20 protein-coding genes are annotated in these 18,598 nt (G+C 64.9%); 11 read left to right on the forward strand and 9 right to left on the reverse strand.

Features of this window, described 5'->3' with window-relative positions:
• The first annotated feature begins 48 nt into the window (after positions 1 to 48).
• Genes arfB through F8A10_RS09580 form a run of 3 tightly spaced genes read left to right on the forward strand, consistent with a single transcriptional unit; the run spans position 49 to position 2,365 of the window.
• On the forward strand, positions 49 to 480 hold the full coding sequence (gene arfB / locus F8A10_RS09570; protein WP_010393648.1) for an alternative ribosome rescue aminoacyl-tRNA hydrolase ArfB: 432 nt from the start codon (positions 49 to 51) through the stop codon (positions 478 to 480).
• Positions 477 to 944: an NUDIX hydrolase gene (locus F8A10_RS09575; protein ID WP_010393646.1), complete on the forward strand. Its 468-nt coding sequence runs from the start codon at positions 477 to 479 to the stop codon at positions 942 to 944. The genes arfB and F8A10_RS09575 overlap by 4 nt, the downstream gene beginning before the upstream one ends.
• Positions 941 to 2,365: an inorganic phosphate transporter gene (locus F8A10_RS09580; RefSeq protein WP_010393643.1), complete on the forward strand. Its 1,425-nt coding sequence runs from the start codon at positions 941 to 943 to the stop codon at positions 2,363 to 2,365. The genes F8A10_RS09575 and F8A10_RS09580 overlap by 4 nt, the downstream gene beginning before the upstream one ends.
• 9 nt (positions 2,366 to 2,374) lie before the next feature.
• On the opposite strand, the gene F8A10_RS09585 is transcribed toward F8A10_RS09580, so the two are convergent.
• On the reverse strand, positions 2,375 to 4,036 hold the full coding sequence (locus tag F8A10_RS09585) for a thiamine pyrophosphate-binding protein (RefSeq protein WP_152367195.1): 1,662 nt from the start codon (positions 4,034 to 4,036) through the stop codon (positions 2,375 to 2,377).
• 92 nt (positions 4,037 to 4,128) lie between these two features.
• Between F8A10_RS09585 and F8A10_RS09590 the strand changes: the two genes are divergently transcribed.
• The 4 genes from F8A10_RS09590 (at position 4,129) to F8A10_RS09605 (ending at position 7,227) form a co-directional block, all read left to right on the forward strand.
• On the forward strand, positions 4,129 to 4,599 hold the full coding sequence (locus F8A10_RS09590; RefSeq protein WP_010393638.1) for a low molecular weight protein-tyrosine-phosphatase: 471 nt from the start codon (positions 4,129 to 4,131) through the stop codon (positions 4,597 to 4,599).
• Positions 4,600 to 4,646: 47 nt separating this feature from the next.
• Positions 4,647 to 5,117, forward strand: a complete 471-nt coding sequence (smpB, locus tag F8A10_RS09595; protein ID WP_010393636.1) for an SsrA-binding protein SmpB — start codon at positions 4,647 to 4,649, stop codon at positions 5,115 to 5,117.
• Between the two features lie 65 nt (positions 5,118 to 5,182).
• Entirely contained in the window at positions 5,183 to 6,043 is an 861-nt protein-coding gene (gene sseA, locus F8A10_RS09600) for a 3-mercaptopyruvate sulfurtransferase (protein ID WP_152367196.1), read from the forward strand.
• Entirely contained in the window at positions 6,043 to 7,227 is a 1,185-nt protein-coding gene (locus F8A10_RS09605; protein WP_152367197.1) for an amino acid aminotransferase, read from the forward strand. The genes sseA and F8A10_RS09605 overlap by 1 nt, the downstream gene beginning before the upstream one ends.
• 72 nt (positions 7,228 to 7,299) lie before the next feature.
• Here F8A10_RS09605 and F8A10_RS09610 read toward each other — a convergent pair whose 3' ends face one another.
• From F8A10_RS09610 to ubiA, 3 genes are all read right to left on the reverse strand, one after another.
• Complete coding sequence (locus F8A10_RS09610; protein ID WP_010393630.1) at positions 7,300 to 7,632, reverse strand: hypothetical protein; 333 nt, start codon at positions 7,630 to 7,632, stop codon at positions 7,300 to 7,302.
• A 37-nt stretch (positions 7,633 to 7,669) separates the two neighbouring features.
• Complete coding sequence (locus F8A10_RS09615; protein WP_227493376.1) at positions 7,670 to 9,901, reverse strand: OmpA family protein; 2,232 nt, start codon at positions 9,899 to 9,901, stop codon at positions 7,670 to 7,672.
• Between the two features lie 113 nt (positions 9,902 to 10,014).
• A complete protein-coding gene (ubiA, locus tag F8A10_RS09620) occupies positions 10,015 to 10,971 on the reverse strand; it encodes a 4-hydroxybenzoate octaprenyltransferase (RefSeq protein WP_029371518.1) in 957 nt (318 codons plus the stop codon).
• Between the two features lie 16 nt (positions 10,972 to 10,987).
• On the opposite strand from ubiA, the gene F8A10_RS09625 reads away from it, so the two are divergent.
• Together F8A10_RS09625 and F8A10_RS09630 are read left to right on the forward strand one after the other, a co-directional pair.
• The gene (locus F8A10_RS09625) at positions 10,988 to 11,707 is read left to right on the forward strand and encodes a 16S rRNA (uracil(1498)-N(3))-methyltransferase (RefSeq protein WP_152367198.1); all 720 of its coding nucleotides are present in this window, start codon (positions 10,988 to 10,990) and stop codon (positions 11,705 to 11,707) included.
• Positions 11,708 to 11,945: 238 nt separating this feature from the next.
• Positions 11,946 to 12,140, forward strand: coding sequence for a DUF1127 domain-containing protein (locus F8A10_RS09630; protein ID WP_010393621.1), 195 nt, complete (start codon positions 11,946 to 11,948; stop codon positions 12,138 to 12,140).
• Positions 12,141 to 12,289: 149 nt separating this feature from the next.
• On the opposite strand, the gene F8A10_RS09635 is transcribed toward F8A10_RS09630, so the two are convergent.
• Entirely contained in the window at positions 12,290 to 13,159 is an 870-nt protein-coding gene (locus tag F8A10_RS09635) for a 50S ribosomal protein L11 methyltransferase (RefSeq protein WP_085501775.1), read from the reverse strand.
• Complete coding sequence (msrA, locus tag F8A10_RS09640) at positions 13,160 to 13,744, reverse strand: peptide-methionine (S)-S-oxide reductase MsrA (protein WP_050804157.1); 585 nt, start codon at positions 13,742 to 13,744, stop codon at positions 13,160 to 13,162. It lies immediately after the preceding gene.
• A gap of 139 nt (positions 13,745 to 13,883) precedes the next feature.
• Between msrA and F8A10_RS09645 the strand changes: the two genes are divergently transcribed.
• On the forward strand, positions 13,884 to 14,867 hold the full coding sequence (locus tag F8A10_RS09645) for a P1 family peptidase (protein ID WP_010393613.1): 984 nt from the start codon (positions 13,884 to 13,886) through the stop codon (positions 14,865 to 14,867).
• 82 nt (positions 14,868 to 14,949) lie between these two features.
• On the opposite strand, the gene plsY is transcribed toward F8A10_RS09645, so the two are convergent.
• From plsY to F8A10_RS09660, 3 genes are read right to left on the reverse strand one after another with little or no spacing between them, the layout of a single operon-like run.
• Positions 14,950 to 15,534: a glycerol-3-phosphate 1-O-acyltransferase PlsY gene (gene plsY / locus F8A10_RS09650; protein ID WP_010393610.1), complete on the reverse strand. Its 585-nt coding sequence runs from the start codon at positions 15,532 to 15,534 to the stop codon at positions 14,950 to 14,952.
• Positions 15,531 to 16,802, reverse strand: coding sequence for a dihydroorotase (gene pyrC / locus F8A10_RS09655; protein ID WP_010393609.1), 1,272 nt, complete (start codon positions 16,800 to 16,802; stop codon positions 15,531 to 15,533). Before pyrC ends, plsY begins: the two co-directional genes overlap by 4 nt.
• Positions 16,799 to 17,758, reverse strand: coding sequence for an aspartate carbamoyltransferase catalytic subunit (locus tag F8A10_RS09660; protein WP_029371515.1), 960 nt, complete (start codon positions 17,756 to 17,758; stop codon positions 16,799 to 16,801). The genes pyrC and F8A10_RS09660 overlap by 4 nt, the downstream gene beginning before the upstream one ends.
• Positions 17,759 to 17,865: 107 nt before the next feature.
• Here F8A10_RS09660 and cobA point away from each other — a divergent pair, with 107 nt between their 5' ends.
• A complete protein-coding gene (gene cobA / locus F8A10_RS09665) occupies positions 17,866 to 18,597 on the forward strand; it encodes a uroporphyrinogen-III C-methyltransferase (RefSeq protein WP_010393604.1) in 732 nt (243 codons plus the stop codon).
• The last annotated feature ends 1 nt before the right edge of the window (position 18,598 follow it).

The following is an 18,598-nucleotide window of genomic DNA, read 5'->3' on the forward strand; positions in this document are numbered from 1 at the left end:
TGATTCGCTTGGCCTTTTCTTACGCGCGTTTTGCGACATATTCGCACTATGCTGCGCATCAACGACCAGATCACGATCCAGGAATGGGAGCTGTCCGAACAGTTTTCCCGGTCTCAGGGACCGGGCGGGCAGAACGTGAACAAGGTCGAAACCGCCGTCGAGCTGCGTTTTGAGGCCGAGCGTTCGCCACATCTGACGCCTCCGGTCAAGGCACGGCTGAAACGGCTGGCGGGGCGGCGCTGGACACAGGACGGTGCGGTACTGATCCGGGCTGAGGAAACCCGCAGTCAGGCCCGCAACCGCGAGATGGCGCGCGAGCGGCTGGCCGAACTGATCCGGCAGGCGCTGATCGCGCCGCGCAAGCGCATCCCGACCCGGCCAACGCTGGGCAGCCAGCGCCGCCGCCTGGCGGCCAAGAACCAGCGTGGCGAGGTCAAGGCGATGCGGGGCCGCATCCGCGACGGGGAGGACCCGGCATGATCGTCGCCTTTCGCGAAAAGCTGGCGCGGCTGATCGGTCGTCGCCCCCCTGATATGCAGGTCGCGGCACTGTGCCTGAATGAATCAACGGGCGAGGTGCTGCTGGTCACCAGCCGCGGCACCGGGCGCTGGATTGTGCCCAAAGGCTGGCCGATGCCGGGCCGCAGCCTTGCCGATGCCGCCCGACAAGAGGCGTGGGAGGAAGCCGGAGTCAAAGGCCGTGTCGATCAGACAGAGATCGGCCGCTATCGCTATGACAAGGATCAGGATCGCGGCTTTGCCATCCCGGTCGAGGTTCGGGTCTTTCCGCTTTATGTTGACAAGCTCGAACGGAATTTTCCCGAAGCGCATGAGCGCACGCGCCGCTGGTTCCCGCCCGAGGACGCCGCCCGGCTGGTAGCCGAAACGGGGTTGCAGCAGATCCTGCACGACCTGCCCTTTAAACGACAGTCGCCCCCGAAATGAGGCGCGAACCCCGCGAATACCGCACCCTCGACAAAGACCTGCGCCGGGTAACGAATACCGAGCGCGCGGTCCTGCATTCGGCGCGTTCGCTATTGCGGCTGGGCTTGGCCCTGATCTTTATCGCCGCTGCCAGCTATATCGGCACGGGCTTTTTCTCGGACCAGCCGGCGATCGGGATCCTTGCCGCCAGCATGGCCGTCGCAGCCTATCTGGCGCTGTCGATTGGCGGCAACGACGTCGCAAACGCGCTTGGCCCGGCAGTCGGCGCAGGTGCGATCGGCATGACCACCGGCCTGATCCTCGTCGCGGTGATGGAGGTTCTGGGCGCGGTCCTTGCCGGTAGCGCCGTCACCGCCACCCTGACCGAGGGGCTGGTCGGGCGCACCCTTGGCGAGGGCGAAGCGACAGCGCGCATGATGCTGGCCGCGTTGCTGGCGGCAGGCAGCTGGATCAGCCTTGCGACATGGCTTGATGCCCCGGTCAGCACCACCCATTCGGTGGTCGGCGCTATTGCTGGTGCGGGCCTGGCGACCTTTGGCATCGACGCAGTGAACTGGCCCGCCATGGCGATGATTGCCTTTGGCTGGATCATCTCGCCCGTGGTGGCTGGCGTCGTCGCGGCGGGTTTGATGGCGCTTTTGCGCGGGCTGGTGCTGGATCGGGATGACCGCGTCGCCGCCGCACATCACTGGATGCCGGTTATCGTCGGGCTGACCTCGGCCATGCTGGCCGGAGTGGCCGAGGCCGCCGTCCAGGGATCACGCCCCGTGCTGAATATGGCGCTGGCACTGCTTTGCGGCCTGCTTGGCTGGCTGTTCACCCGCCGGCAACTCAAGCGCCTGTCGCAGGGCGAGCCGACCGGGCGGCTGGCGATGAAGCAACTGCTGGCCGTGCCGCTGGCCGCGGCTGCGCTGGTGCTGGGCTTTGCCCATGGCGCGAATGACACCTCGAACGTTGCGGCACCGCTGACCATCATCCTCGACAGCCTGTCGGCAGGGGGCGATGACGGCCTGCGCGGTCGGCTGGTGCTGCTTTTGGGCGGGCTGGGGATTGCACTTGGCATTCTGCTTTTCGGTCGCAGGCTGGTGCATATGGTCGGCAGCCGCATCACAAGGCTGAACGCGTCTCGGGCGCTTTGCGTCTCGCTGGCGACGGCGGCGACGGTGCTGGGTGCCTCACTGATGGGGCTGCCGGTCTCGACCACGCATGTGGCGGTCGGGGGCGTATTCGGGGTCGGTTTCTACCGCGAATTGCGCGACCGCAGGCTGACCGCGAACCCCGCCCCTTTGCCCGCCGAAGAGCGCCGCCGCCGCCATCTGGTACGCCGCTCGTACATGCGCATGATTCTGGGCGCATGGCTGGTGACGGTACCCGCCGCCGCGCTTCTTGCCGCGCTGCTGGTCTGGATCGGCGGGTTCTAGGCCCGGCTCTTACGCGCAACGCAGGGCAGCCTCTCCTGCCGTGCGGGTTTCTGAAAGCGTCGCCCCGGTGCTAAGCGCCTCGGGGTCAAGCACCAGCTCAAGCACCGCCAGCCGGCCCGAGGCATGGGCGCGCTGGAACGCATCGGCGAAATCCTCCTGCCGCCCGATCCGCTCACCATGGCCGCCGTAGGCGCAGGCAAGTGCGGCGAAATCCGGGTTGGCCAGCGCCGTGCCCGAAACGCGACCGGGGTAGCTGCGCTCCTGATGCATCCGGATTGTACCGTATTGGCCGTTATTGGCGACGATGACGATGATCGCCGCGCCGTGCTGGGCAGCGGTCGAAAGCTCATTCACCGTCATTTGCAGGCAGCCATCCCCGGCCATGCAGATGACGGTGCGGTCAGGATGTTCCAGCTTGGCCGCGATGGCTGCGGGCAAACCATAGCCCATCGAACCCGACGTCGGCGCAAGCTGGGTGCCAAAGCGGCGAAAGCGGTAATAGCGATGCAGAAAAGCTGCGTAATTGCCCGCGCCATTGGTGATAATCGCATCCTGGGGCAACTGGTCCGAAAGCCAGCGCACGACCTCTTCCATCCGGACTGCGCCGGGGGTGGGGCGCGGATCCTGCCATGCTTCATAGGCAGTGCGCAGGTCCCGGGTCCAGCCATCCCATCGCCGGGGCGCGGGCAAATCTGCCAGAGCGGAAACCACCACGCGCGGATCGGCGACCAGCCCGGGGTCAGGCCTCCACAGATGCCCCAGCTCATCAGGCGAGGGATGGACATGGATCACCCGGGCATGGGGTCGCGTCGGGTCCATCAGCTCATAGCCACGTGTCAGCGTGTCACCCAGCCGCGAACCCAGCGACAACAGGCAATCCGACTGCGCCAGCGCCTGCCCCAGAGCCGGGTTCATGCCAACGCCAAGGTCTCCGACATAGTTCGGATGGGCGTTGTCCATATGCCCCTGACGGCGGAAGGGCACAGCCACCGGCAGGCCCCAGCCCTTGGCAAAGCGAGCCAGCGCATCGGCAGCCGCTTGCGACCAAAGCGTCCCGCCCGGGATAACCAAAGGCCGCTCGGCCCCCGCAAGCGCCTGCGCGATCGCCGCGACAGATTCGGCAGCAACGGCGGAAAGCGGCTGTGCCGCCGGGGCAAGGTCCGGCACCTCGGCGCGTGAGGACAACATATCCTCGGGCAGCGCCAGCACCACCGGACCGGGTCGACCAGACATGGCAAGATGAAAGGCGCGCGAGACATATTCAGGGATGCGTTCGGTCTGGTCGATTTCGGCAACCCATTTCGCCAGCGGGCCGAACATGGCGCGGTAATCGACCTCTTGAAAGGCTCCCCGGTCACGGTCGGCGCGGGCGATCTGGCCGACGAACAGGATCATCGGCGTCGAATCCTGCCGCGCCACATGCACCCCGGCACTGGCATTGGTCGCACCGGGCCCCCGAGTGACAAAAGCCACCCCCGGACGGCCGGTCAGCTTGCCATGCGCCTCGGCCATCATCGCGGCACCGCCTTCATGCCTGCAAACAATGTTCTGAATACCCGAGGCATGCAGCCCGTCCAGCACCGCAAGAAAGCTTTCGCCGGGGACCGAAAAGACCCGCCCGACCCCGTTCACCTTCAGCGCATCGACAAGGATTTGTCCGCCGTGCCGCATCTCTGCCTCCTCCCCCTGTGCTTTTCTTTCCCGCCAGTCTGGGCCAGCTTGGGCGGAACTGGCAAGATACAGCCGGTCAAGTGAGGTTCGTCATGTCGATGCCGTCGGTTCTTTTCGTCTGTCTGGGCAATATCTGCCGCTCGCCTCTGGCCGAGGCTGCCTTGCGCGACGCGGCGGGGCGCGCCGGAGTGCAGGTGCTGATTGATTCGGCAGGAACCGGCGACTGGCACATCGGCCATGCCCCGGATCGCCGGGCGCAGGCAACGGCAGCGCGGGCGGGGATCGATATTTCGCAACTTCGCGCCCGACAGGTCGCGGTCGAGGATTTTCACCGCTTTGACTTTATCATTGCCATGGACGGGCAGAACCTGGCGGATCTGCGCCGCATCGCGCCTGCGGACGGGCGCGCTCGGCTGTCGCTGCTGCTGGATCACGTGCCCGGGCGCGAAGGGCAATCGGTTGCCGACCCCTATTTCGGCGAGGCCGGGGGCTTTGACATCACCTGGCGCGACGTGACTGCCGGGGCTCACGCATTGTTGCAACGCATCATTGGACAAGAATAAGGCCCGGCCTTTACAGCCGCCACGCCCGGCCCTATCTCTGCCCGACCATGGCCACGAAATCCGACCCGAACTACAAGATCATCGCCGAGAACCGCCGGGCGCGCTTCGATTACTTTATCGAAAGCGATCTCGAGGTTGGCATCGTACTGACCGGGTCCGAGGTGAAAAGCCTGCGCACCGGCCAGTCGAACATCGCCGAAAGCTATGCCTCGGTCGAAGAGGGTGAGCTATGGCTGATCAACTCTTATATCGCGGCCTATAAACAGGCCGGCGTATTCGGGCATGAGGAACGGCGCCGACGCAAGCTGCTGGTATCGAAACGCGAACTCAGCCGGCTGTGGCAGGCGGTCGGACGCGAGGGCATGACGCTGGTGCCGCTGGTGATGTATTTCAACCATCGCGGCCGGGTTAAGCTGAAACTGGGCATCGCCAAGGGCAAGAAGGTCGCCGACAAGCGCGAGACCGCCGCCAAACGTGACTGGAACCGGCAGAAACAGCGTTTGCTGAAGCAGGGTTAAGCCTTGCCGCCCCGCGCGGCTGCGGTTACATCGGTGTCGTTTCTGCGCGCGGGGGGGAAAGGCCGATGTCCATCGATTCCGACGATCCGAAAGTGCTGGTCTCGACCGGCTGGCTTGCGGCCCATCTGAACGATCCCGACCTGCGTATCATCGACGCCACGTGGCTTCTTGAACCCGGTCGCGACGCGCGTACCGAATACATGGCCGCACATATCCCGGGCGCACGCTTTTTCGACATAGACGAGATATCGGACAAGCGCAGCGAATTGCCTCATATGGCGCCGCAGCCCGAAATGTTCATCAGCCGTATGCGCGCCATGGGGATCGGCGACGGCCATCAGGTCGTGGTCTATGACAATTCCCCGGTCCGTTCGGCAGCGCGGGTCTGGTGGACCTTCAAGCTGATGGGCAAACAGGACGTGGCCGTTCTGGACGGAGGCTTTGCCAAATGGCGGGCCGAGGACCGCCCGGTCGAGGACATGCCCCCGGTTTTGCGTGACCGCCACATTACCGTGCAGCGTCAGGCGGCGCTGGTGCGCGACGTGACGCAGGTTGCCGCCGCCAGCAAGCTTGCCGATCACGAGATTGTCGATGCCCGCTCGGCCGAGCGTTTCCGCGGCGAGGCCTCTGAACCGCGGCCCGGCCTGCGCTCGGGTCACATCCCCGGCTCAAAGAACCTGCCCTTTGGCCGGCTCTACAATGCCGACGGCACGCTGAAATCCCCCGACGCGCTGCGCGCCGAGTTTGAGGCGGCCGGCGTAGATCTGACGAAACCCGTCATCACCACCTGCGGGTCGGGGGTAACGGCGGCTTCGCTGTTCCTGGCGCTTGAACGGATCGGGCACCGGGACCATTCGCTTTATGACGGAAGCTGGGCCGAATGGGGCAGCTTCCCCGACCTCAAAATCGCAACCGGAGAAGCGTGATGCTGGGCAATCTGAAACCGCAGGCCCCCGACAAGATTCTGGCCCTGATGGGCGAATTCAAGGCCGACCCCCGTCAGGGCAAGGTCGATCTGGGCGTCGGGGTCTATAAGGATGCCACCGGCCATACGCCGATCATGCGCGCCGTCCACGCCGCCGAACAGCGGATGCTTGAGACCGAGACCACCAAGACCTATGCCAGCCTTTCGGGCGAGCCCGATTTTCAGAAGGCGATGGGCGACCTGATCCTTGGTCAGGGCCTCAAGCCTGAAACGACGGCGACGCTGGCCACCGTCGGCGGCACGGGCGCGATCCGTCAGGCGCTGGAACTGGCACGGATGGCGAACCCTGATCTGCGGGTCTTTGTGTCGGACCCGACCTGGCCGAACCATATCTCGATCATGAATTTCATGGGCGTTCCGGTCCAGACCTACCGCTATTTCGACAGTGCCACCCGCGGCGTCGATTTCGAGGCGATGAAGGCCGATATCGCCCAGGCGAAAAAAGGCGATGTGGTGCTGCTGCACGGCTGCTGCCACAACCCGACCGGCGCCAACCTGACGTTGGAGCAATGGACCGAGGTCGCCTCGGTCCTTGAAAAAACCGGCGCAATGCCGCTGATCGACCTTGCCTATCAGGGCTTTGGCGACGGGCTGGAAGAAGACGCGGCCGGCACCCGGCTGATCGCCTCGCGCATCCCCGAGGTGCTGATCGCCGCCTCGTGCAGCAAGAACTTTGGCATCTACCGCGAACGCACGGGCTGCCTGCTGGCGCTGTGCACCGATGCGGGCACGCGCGAGCTTGCGCAGGGTGCCATGGCCTTCCTGAACCGCCAGACCTATTCCTTCCCGCCTTTCCACGGCGCAAAGATCGTCTCGACCGTGCTGAACACGCCCGAGCTGCGCGCCGACTGGATGGCCGAACTGGAGGCGGTGCGTAACGGTATGCTCAAGCTGCGCGAACAACTGGCAAGCGAACTGCGCGACCTGTCGGGTTCGGACCGTTTCGATTTTGTCGCCCGCCACCGCGGCATGTTCTCGCGTCTGGGCGCCACGCCCGAGCAGGTGCAAAAAATCAAGGACGAATTCGCCGTCTATATGGTGGGAGATTCGCGGATCAACATCGCCGGACTGAACGAAAACAGCATCCCGGTTCTGGCCCGCGCCATCATCGAAGCCGGCGTCTAAGCCAGAGCACCGCCAGTCACATGCAAAAGCCGCCGGCCCTGCCCGGCGGCTTTTTCTTTTATCCGCCGGTCCTCAGGTTTTGCGGCCCAGCTTGCGGTCGATATATTCCCGCAGCTCTTCGATCTCGGTCTGGCTTTCCTGCAATTCGCCCTGGGCCGCGCGCAGCTCGGCCTCGGCGGTCGAAAGCCGGGCGATCAGATCGGCCTCGCGCATCTCAAGGGCGCTGACGGCACGCTCGCGCGCCTCTTCTGCCTCGTGCAGCTGCTGGGCCATCGTCTCCAGCTCGCCCATCTCGGCGCGGGTGGCGCGGGACAGGCGATGGACCAGCCAGCTTGCGAACCATCCCAAAAGGAAGGCAGCAAAAAGAAGGATCGCGGTCGCCAGGATGAGTTCGTTACGATTCATGCGCGCGGCTTTGATAAAAGGGACAGGGCGGATCTGGTCATGGCTTTCGGGGCTCTTCAGGCCGCGGCAGGGGGCGGTTCACATGCAAGGCCTCTTGCGCAGGGATAGTCCCCGCCTCGACCGCCGCGCCGCGCAAAGCCTTTTGCGCAGGGGCAGTCGCAGCCTCGGCCGGGGCAACCAGCGTGTCAGGATCAGGCAAAAGCTGCGCGGCTGGCAGGGTCGCGGCCTGCAACAGCGGCAGTTCAGGCAACCCCGCCTCTTGCGCAGGCTGGCTGGCAATGCGCCCCGGATCGACGCCCGAGACAAGCAGGCGCACCGGCTCGGTCGCGGCAAATGCTGCGGCTTCGGGATCAGTCGGCACGCCAAGCACCGGACCAACAGCGGCGGTCACGGCGCGCAATGCTGCCCCGGCAGCCCGCGCGGCGACCTCTTCGGGACTGTCGGTGACACCCTTGACCAGTTCAGCCGGCGCCAGGGCCTCGGTCTGCACCGGCTCTTCGCCAAGCAGGGTGAATTCGATGCGCCGGTTCGCCTCACGCCCGGCCTCGGTGTCGTTATCGGCGATGGGGCGGCTTTCGCCATAACCCTTGGCGGTCATATTCGAAGTGTTGATCCCCGCCTCGGTCATCGCCGCCAGAACCGCCTGCGCCCGCGAACGCGAGAGTTCGGCGTTGAACCCTTCGGAACCCTGCGAATCGGTGTGGCCGCCGATCTCGATGCGGAAATCAGAACATAGCGCCATCGTCTCGGCCAGATGCTCAAGCGTCGGACCCGGGTCGCCTGCGATAACCGATTTGTTCGGCTCGAACCCAATTTCGGATTCCTGCATCGCTGCATTCAGCCGGTCCACGCATTCGATACCCGACGGCAGACCCAGCAGCGGGTCCAGCCGCCGGTCATAGCGGATTGCCAGCTCATAACGCGCCCCTGCGCCCAGTCTCTGTGCCAGCCGCGCCGCCACCGCATCCGAGGCCGTCTGGCTGCCCGACACGCCGCTGACCCGCACCAGATCGCGTGTCACCGTCGCATTGCCACGATCCAGCGCATTCAGCGCCTCAAGCGCGGCGATGGCGCGCAGGGTCCAGCCATCGGGCACCGAAGCGTCGCTGCGCAGCGCGCTGTCCACCCGGCCAAAACGGGCGCGCGCAAGGCTTTCCACCGCCTCGCGCATCCGTTCATCCGTGATGCGGCCACGCAGGGCGACACCGCTGCTGTCTGCAACTGCCGAGAACTCGGCAGGGCCCGCCTCGCCCTTGGTCGCCTCTTCATGCTCGGCGCTAAGGGTAAAGACATCGGGCAACGCCGCCTCTAGCCGGCCGGCCACCTCGTCAAAGCTGGCAGCCTCGACATCGGCGGGGGCGAACAGCGCGACATCGGTGTCCGAGATCGTCACCGAGCCCGCGCCAAGGTCATTGACCGCCGCAACCGCCGCAACCGCCGCATCGCCCCAGCGAGCCGAGGGCGCGCCAAGGCCAAGGGTGCATTGCGCCGCCTCTGGCACCCCGGCCTCGCGTCCTGCGGCAAGGATGCGGTCACGGGCGGCCTCATCATTGGCCGAGCAGGCATCAAACCGCGCGCCTGCCGCATCCTTGACAAAGCGCAGGGTAAAGGGGGCGATCAGCGGCCGTGGTGCGGTAATTTCAGCCGTCAGGCGAACCGACGCGGGTTTGGCCCGGTTCAAAGCTGCCTCGAGCGCCGCCTTTTCGCGCGGGCTGTCAGTGATCGCACGGATCGAGACCTCACCCGCCGCGATCGAGACTTTGGCCCGTCTGGCCAGCTCGGCTGCCTTGATGCCAAAGGCAAAGGCGTTCTCCCAACCTTCGGGGACGGCATAATCGGCGGTCTCCATCAGGTCCGAGATGCGGGTTGCCCCTGTCTGGCGTTTCAACTGACCGATCAGCCCGGCGCGGTCCAGATCGGCAGGGACAAGCCCGATGATCGAAATGCCCTCGTCATTGCGCAAAAGCTCGACCTCGAAAGCGGGGGTTGCCAGTTCGGCGCTGGCAGTGACCTGCATGGCATCGGTCACCCGCCCGGCATCAACCACCGTCTCGGCCCGGGCCCGGGCGCGGAAACGCTGCACCTCGTCGGGGGCGATGCCCTCAAGCCGGACTTGCAGCCCGTCGGTCGTCACCGTCACCCAGTCGAAACCGGCCAGCGCCGCGCGCAGATCCGTCGCCGAGCGGGTTTCGATGAAATCGGCCGCCGCGCGGGCAGCCAAAAAGGACAGGCCCGCCGCTGCGGCAAGGGCGATAAGGCTTACAGCCACCGCGGGGCCCCGGCGCGGGGGACGACCTGCGGATTGCTGGGAATTGGCCATCAGGGAGACCTTCGGGCTGTTTCCGACCTGCCGCATGTAATCCCTGCGGGCGGGTTTCGCAATCAGACCAGCCCCGCCAAAGCAAGAAACAGCGCAATCAGCAGGCCCGCATCGCGGTTACTGCGAAACAGGCGCAGGCAACCGGCGCTGTCGGTCATATCAAAGCGCAAAAGCTGCCAGGCCAGATGCGCGGCAAAACCAGCCACACCCAGCAGAGCCAGCACCAGCGCAAGCCCCTGCGCGCCCGTCGCCAGCACCGCAAGCACCAGCAGCAGGACCGAGGCGATGCCAAAGCCCGCCAGCCAGCGCGCCGTATCGCGACCAAACAGCCGGGCAGTGGACTTGACACCAATCAGGGCGTCATCCTCGGCATCCTGATGGGCATAGATGGTGTCGTAAAAGACCGTCCATGCGATGCCGCCCAGATAGGCCAGCACCGGCGCCGGGGCGAGGTTGCCCGTATGCGCCGCCCAACCCAGCAGCGCGCCCCAGTTGAAAGCAAGGCCCAGAAATACCTGCGGCCACCAGGTAAAGCGTTTGGCAAAGGGATAGATCGCCACCAGCGCCAGCGATGCGATCCCCAGCGCAATCGCCGCACTGCCAAGCGTCAGCAGAATGGCAAAACCGGCCAGCGACTGCGCGGCCAGCCAGATAAGCGCCCCCCTGACCGTCACCTGCCCCGAGGGAATCGGGCGCGAACGGGTGCGCGCCACTTTGTCGTCGATGTCGCGGTCGGTGATGTCGTTCCAGGTGCAGCCCGCACCGCGCATCAGCACAGCGCCGATCCCACAGGCAAGCGCAATCCATATATCGCGCCAGCCGGGATTGCCTGCGATCATCGCCAACCCGATCCCCCACCAGCAGGGCAAAAGCAAAAGCCAGGTGCCGATTGGCCTGTCAGCGCGGGAAAGCCGCAGCCATGGCCTCCAGCCCACAGGCGCGTAACGATCCACCCAGTTATCCGGCGGCGCATCGGCGACGGTGCTTTGGCCCTCTGGCATCGGACGGTCGATCTGCATTACGCTGCGCCCCATCATGGCGAAAATCAGACTGTTCATAGATCACCCGCTGGCCAAGGGACAAGGTATCGAGCTGAATACCGATCAGGCGCATTACCTTTCTTCGGTCATGCGGCAGTCGGCGGGCGACGAAATTCTGGTCTTTAACGGCCGCGACGGCGAATGGCTGGCGCGAATCGAGCGCATTGCCAAACGCAACGGCACGCTGATCGCCGAACGACAGAGCGCGCCGCAGATGAACCCGCCTGACCTGTGGCTGATCTTTGCCCCGATCAAAAAGGCGCGCACCGATTTCATCGTCGAAAAAGCGGCCGAGATGGGCGCGGCCCGCATCCTGCCAGTGCAGACCGATCACACGAACTCTGAACGGATCCGTCAGGACCGGCTGCAATCCCATGCCATCGAGGCAGCCGAGCAGTGTGGCGGCACCTTCGTCCCCGAGGTCGGTGAACTGGTGCCGCTGTCCCGCCTGCTGGACGGCTGGGATACCGGGCGGCGCATCCTTTGGGCGGATGAGGCACTGGCGGGACCAGCACAGACGCTGGCTGGTCTGCCGCACGGCCCTTGGGCGATTCTTATCGGCCCTGAGGGCGGCTGGTCTGAATCGGAACGACGGCGTCTTTCGGCGATGGATTGCGTCACGCGCATCTCTTTGGGGCCAAGAATCCTGCGCGCGGACACCGCTGCCGTTGCGTCACTGGCCCTGTGGCAGGCAAGTCTGGGCGACTGGAGCTGACCGCCCGGGCCTTGGGGGCGCAATTTTCATCCGAAAACCGGGCCACTGGCGGGAAAATATTGCGGCGCAGCATCGGTATTTCCCTCTTGCCGCAAAAACTAAGGGAATTCGGTCTCTTATGCACAAGCTGCATGGCAGAGATGCCCGTTTGGCCGTGGTTTTATCAGACTGCCCGGCCTATATGCTGATGCATGAACGAAGCGCCCGATAATCGGGCAATGATCTCAAGGTGGAAACTATGTCGGCGATTGACACGAACCGCATCCATGGCGGGGCGGGCTCTTTCGGTATTGGCTCGAAAATCTGGGCGGCTGTGACCGCTTGGAACGATGCGCGCGTTACGAAAAATGCGCTGAGCCGTCTTTCCGACCGCGAGCTGGACGACATCGGTCTGTGCCGCGGCGATATCGAACGTATTGCGCGCGCCCGCTGATCAGCGGTTGAAGACGCGAGATCGGCTATACGGATAATCCGCAAGCCTTTTTCGGCCCGAATGGGCAAAACGAACAGGCGGCCCCAAAGGCCGCCTTCAGTATTTTCTGTGGATGGTTTTTGCCGGGGATTTCCCCGGCATTCCCGCGATCAATCCCGCCTTACGACCAGCGTCGACCATTCGCCCAGATCATCGCGCCGCTCAAGCTGCAAACCGCCAGCCGTATAGGCCGCGATGACCTCATCAGCCTGGGTGACCAGAATGCCCGACAAAATCGCCTTGCCGCCCGGTGCGATATTTTTCGCCATATCGGGTACGAGGTCTATCAGCGGCTGTTTCAGGATATTGGCGAAAACCAGATCAAAGGGCGCGGCATTCTCGATCAGCGGATGATCAAAGCCCGCTGCCTCGACACATTCGACACGTCCATCCAGCCCGTTGGCAATCACATTGGCACGCGCCACATCCACTGCCTGCGGGTCGATATCACCGGCAAGCACGATCACCGGGAACGAACGCGCCGCAGCCATGGCAAGCACAGCGGTCCCGCAGCCGACATCGACGATGCGCTGCGGTGCAAAGCCTTCGTTGATCAGCCGGTCCAAAGCCAGAAGACAGCCTTTGGTCGTGCCGTGATGGCCGGTGCCAAAGGCCATGGCGGCCTCGATCAGCAGTGCCTCGGCACTTTCGGGGACCTTGTCGGCATCATGGCTGCCATGGACGAAAAAGCGCCCGGCCTCGACCGGCGAGAGTTCACGCCGGACATGGGCGACCCAATCCACCTCGGGCAGTTCCGAGATGACGAAAGGCTCTGCCTGCCAGGCGGCAGCCAGCAACGCCAACCCGACCTCGTCCGGGGATTCGGTGAAATACAACCCCACCTCCCAGCGGCCTGAGCCATCCTCGATCTCGAAAACGCCGGTGCCGACGGGTTCGGGGTTCAGGTCCTCGCCCGCCTCGGCAAGCGCCTCGGCCGCGTCACGGCCATTGGTGTGGGTCAGCGCGGTCCAGGTCGGCATTCAATGCTCCTCGGCTATATCGGTCAAAGGGGCTTTGACACCCGTACCACGCAACCCGCAATAGCCATCGGGATAACGATCCAGATATTGCTGGTGATCGTCCTCGGCCCGCCAGAAGGGACCGGCAGGGATAATCTGGGTGGTGATATCGGGATAGCCCTGAACCGCCAGCCGGTTGCTGTAATCGGCCCTGGACAGTTCCGCCGCTGCCTTCTGGCTGTCATTGAAATACATGATCAACGAGCGGTATTGAGAGCCCACGTCATTGCCCTGGCGGTTGCCCTGGGTCGGATCGTGGTTTTCCCAGAATATCTGCAAAAGTCGTTCATAGCTGATGCGCGAGCTGTCGTAGACAACGCGCACCACCTCGGCATGACCAGTCGTGCCGGTACAAACCTGTTTGTAGCTGGGATCTTCGGCATGGCCTCCGGCAAAGCCGACCTCAGTCAGCCAGACTCCCTCTTGCTGCCAGAACAGCCGTTCGACACCCCAGTAACAGCCCATGCCAAAAATCGCCTGGTCAAAACCTTTTGGCATTTCAGCATCCAGCGGCCGGCCAAAGATCCGGTGAAGGGGGGCAGTCATGGTTGCGTCCTTTCGCATGTCCTGCCGCATTAGGTAGGGCTGCCGGACCGCCCGCGCAACGGCGGAATACCGAAACCGGCTTGCGGGCGGGCAACCGGTTCTGCCAAGTTGCACGCAAATTGAGCTGCGCGAGGCCCCAATGCGCCCCGGACCCCGAAACCTGATCACCGATGTCGACGGCCTGCGGGTCGGCAATGCCCGCGACGACGTTTTACGCTCGGGCAGTACGGTTCTGTTGGGCGATGCACCGCTGGCCTGCGGGTTCAACGTCATGGGCGGCGCCCCCGGCACGCGCGAAACCGAGCTTCTGGCCCCCGACAAACTGGTGCCGGGGGTGGATGCTCTGGTGCTGTCGGGCGGCTCGGCCTTTGGACTGGCAGCCTGCGACGGGGTATCCGAGGGGTTGCGCGCCATGGGCCGGGGATTCGAGGTCGGCCCGGTGCGCGTGCCAATCGTCCCCGGCGCCATCGTCTTTGACCTGCTGAACGGCGGTAACAAGGACTGGCAGGGAAACCCCTATCCCGCCCTTGGCCGCGCGGCGTTAGAAACCGCCAGCCCCGATTTCTTACTAGGCAGCGAGGGTGCCGGAACCGGGGCGATGACCCATCGCTGGAAGGGAGGGCTCGGCTCAGCCTCGGCAGTGCTTGATTGCGGGATCACGCTGGGGGCGCTGGTGGTCGTCAATGCGCTGGGATCGGTGACCGCGGGCGAAACGCGGCAATTCTGGGCAGCCCCTTGGGAGACAGAGGGTGAGTTCGGTGGCCTTGGGCTTTCCGGCCCCTATCCCGCCGCGCATGAGCCAAGCCCGTCCAAACGGCTGGGCGAGGCGACGACCATTGCCATCATCGCCACGGATGCGCGGCTGGACAAGGCAGGGCTGACGCGGCTGGCGACGGCGGCACAGGACGGGATGGCCCGCGCTATCGTACCCAGCCACACCCCCTTTGACGGCGATCTGGTCTTTGCCGTCTCGTCCGGGATGAAGCCACTGCCCGATCCGGCGCTGACGCCCTTTCAACTGGGTCACGCCGCCGCGTGCACGCTGGCGCGCGCGATCGCGCGTGGGGTTTATGCGGCAAGTCCCCGGCCGGGGGATCTGCAACCCTGCTGGCGCGAGGGTTAGGGGGCTCTGCCCCCATGCCTTTCCTGCCCCTCAATGGGGCCGGAAAGGCACTCCCCCGGGATATTTCACCACGAAAGAAGCGTCAGGATTTCTTGCCGATGCGCGGCTCACTACCAGCAAGGATGCGGCGGATATTGGCGTCGTGACGGATGAAGATCAGCACGGTCATAAAGGCGGTAACGGCTGCCATCGCCTTTCCGTCAAGCCATAGGGCGATAAAAGGGGTCAGCGCCGCTGCGACCAGTGCCGAGAGAGACGAGATCCGCAAGATCAGCGCAGTCAGCAGCCACAACCCGCAGGCGACAAGGCCCAGCCGCCAGTCAAGCGCGAGGAGCGTGCCGAGGAAGGTCGCAACACCTTTTCCGCCCCGAAAACCGAGCCAGACGGGAAAAAGGTGGCCAAGGAATGCAGCAGCACCCGCGATCAGCGCCGCATGGGGGTCAGCAAGCGCGCGGGCAAGCAGCACCGCAATCGCGCCCTTGCCGCTGTCAAGCAGCAGGGTGGCGAGGGCTGCGGGGCGGTTTCCGGTACGCAGCACATTGGTTGCGCCAATATTGCCCGAGCCGATCTGGCGTAAATCACCCAGCCCCAGCGCACGGGTGATGACGATGCCAAAAGGGATCGTACCCAGCAGATAGCCGATGGCGGCCCAGAGGATCAGGGTCATGCTTGCGCTCCGAAGACGCGGCGACCGGCAACCCAGGTGCCAAGCACCCTGCCTTCGAGCCGCGCGCCGTCGAAGGGGGTGTTCTTAGACTTCGATAGCAGGGTGAAACGATCAAGCACAAAGGGCGCATCGGGATCAAAGAGCACCAGATCTGCGGGCGCTCCGGCTGACAGCCGCCCGGCGGGCAGGCCAAGACGCCGCGCGGGGTTAAGCGACATCGCACGCCACAGTTGCGGCAGGCTAAGCCCTCCCTGATGGTAAAGCCGCATCGCCGCCGGCAGGAGGGTCTGCAACCCGACGGCACCCGGGGCCGCCTCGGCAAAGGGCAAACGCTTGCTTTCTTCGTCCTGCGGGGTGTGAAAGCTGGCGATCACGTCGATCAGGCCCTCGGCCAGCGCCTCGACCATGGCCAGCCGGTCCTCTTCGGCCCGCAGGGGCGGCGTGAAGCGGAAGAAGGTCCGATAGCCGCCCACATCATATTCATTCAGCGTCAGATGATGGATCGAAATGCCAGCAGTGACATCCAGCCCGGCCTCACGCGCGCGGCGCAGCGCGGGGAGGCTGGCTGCCACCGTGATCTGGTCGGCGTGGTAGCGCGCACCAGTCATCGCCACCAGCGCAAGATCGCGATCAAGCCCCATCACCTCGGCCATGGGCGAGACAGAGGGCAGGCCGTAGAGCGAAGCGAACTTGCCCGAGGTCGCCGCCGCACCCTTCGACAGGCCGGGGTCCTGCGGGTGACCGACGATCAGCGCGTCCAACCCACGCGCATAGGTCATGCAGCGGGACAAAAGCCGGGTGTCCGGAACGACCCGCACGCCGTCGGTAAAGGCAACGGCCCCAGCGTCCTGCAGAAAGCCCATCTCGACCATCTCGCGGCCTTCGCGGGCACGGGTCAGCGCCGCCATATGCCGGATGTTGACCGGCGCATCCGCCGCGCGGCGGGTGGCGAACTCCAGCGCCTCTGGCGTGTCGATCGGCGGCAATGTGTCGGGCCGTGCGATCACGGTCGTCACCCCGCCCGCCGCTGCGGCAAGCCCGGCACTGCGGAAACTTTCCTTGTGACGTTCACCCGGTTCACCGATTTTGACGCCCCAGTCGATCAGCCCGGGCGCAAGGTGCTTGCCGCCGCAGTCGATCAGTTCGGCGCCTTGCGGGGCCTCCGCCCCGACTGCCTCGATCAGGCCGTCGCGGACGGTCAGCGTGCCCCCGGCCACGGTCTGCGCTTCGGGATCGATAAGGCGGGCGTTGTGAAAATGCAGGATCATGCCATCATCTCCGCCGCCCTGGCGCCACGCTCGGCCCGCAGGTTGCGCGCCAGAAGGTCCATCGCCGCCATGCGCACCGCGACGCCCATCTCGACCTGATCCTGAATGACTGAACGGTTGATGTCATCGGCGATGGTGCCGTCGATCTCGACCCCGCGGTTCATTGGACCGGGATGCATGACGATCGCATCGGGCGCGGCCAGTGCCAGCTTTTCCGCATCAAGCCCCCAGCGGTGGTAATATTCCCGCTCAGAGGGGATAAACCCGCCGTCCATCCGCTCTTTCTGAAGGCGCAGCATCATCACCACATCCGCACCTTTCAGCCCTTCGCGCATGTCCTCGTGGACCTCGCAACCCCAGTCGCGGGCACCCGAGGGCATCAGCGTCGCCGGACCGACAAGGCGCAGGCGGTTCTCCATCTTGCCAAGCAGGATCAGGTTTGAGCGCGCAACCCGGCTGTGGGCAATATCGCCGCAAATCGCTACGGTCAGCCGGTGCAACCTGCCTTTGGCGCGGCGGATGGTCAGCGCATCAAGCAGCGCCTGCGTCGGATGTTCATGCCGGCCGTCACCTGCGTTCAGCACCGCGCAATTCACCTTTTGGGCCAGGAGGTCCACCGCCCCTGACTGAGGATGGCGCACGACCAACAGGTCGGGATGCATGGCATTCAGCGTCAGGGCGGTGTCGATCAGTGTCTCGCCCTTTTTGACGCTTGAGGTCTGCATCGAGATGTTCATCACATCAGCACCCAACCGCTTGCCCGCCAGTTCGAAACTGGACTGGGTGCGGGTCGAGTTCTCAAAGAACATGTTGATCTGGGTCATCCCGGCCAGTGCATCGGAATGTTTCACCGTGCGGCGGTTCAGATCGACATAGGTTTCGGCAAGATCAAGAAGCGTGGTGATCTCGGGGGGGGCGAGCGGCTCGATCCCCAAAAGATGGCGGGCACGGAACATGGCTTGGTCCCCAAGGTCGCGGTCGCGCCCTCTATGACAAATGCGGCCCGGCCCGGCAAGCGGCGCGACCTCTTGCATCGGAACGGTTTTTGCCGCATCGCGAAAACATGAGCAGTAAGGGCCACGTCAGCTTTGTCTCGTCAGGACCGGGGGATCCGGAATTGCTGACCTTGCGCGCCATCCGCCTGCTGCAAAGCTGCGACGTGGTGCTGTATGACGACCTCGCCTCGGGGCCGGTGCTGGAGCAGGTCGGCCCGCAGGCCGAGCGCATTCCGGTCGGCAAACGCGCTGGCCGCCCCTCGGCCAAGCAAGAGCATGTGAACGCCCTGCTGGTCGAACATGCGCAGGCGGGCAAACATGTCGTGCGGCTAAAGTCAGGCGATTCAGGCGTCTTTGGCAGACTGGAGGAAGAGCTGACCGCGCTGCGCGACCATGACATCCCCTTTGAGATCGTGCCCGGCGTGCCCTCGGCTATGGCGGCCGCCGCGATGGCGGGGTTGCCGCTGACCCGGCGCCAGACCGCACGGCGGCTGCAATTCGTCACCGGCGCCGATGTGACCGGAGGTCTGCCCGAGGATCAGAACTGGGCGGCGCTGGCCGATCCACATGCGACCACCGTGGTCTTTATGGGACAGCGCACCTTTCCCCAGATGGCAGCTCTGCTGATCCAGAACGGCCTGCCCGCCGACACTCCAGCCCTGCTGGCCGAAGCGGTGGGCCATCCCCATCAACGCCTGATCCGTTCGACGGTAGCCGAGCTTGCCCGGCAACTGACAACCGAGGGGCCAAGCCCGCATCCGGCGCTGATTCTTTACGGCCCTCTGGCGCTGGGGGATTAAC

Source organism: Paracoccus kondratievae (assembly GCF_009301415.1).
In the GTDB taxonomy this organism is placed as follows: domain Bacteria; phylum Pseudomonadota; class Alphaproteobacteria; order Rhodobacterales; family Rhodobacteraceae; genus Paracoccus; species Paracoccus kondratievae.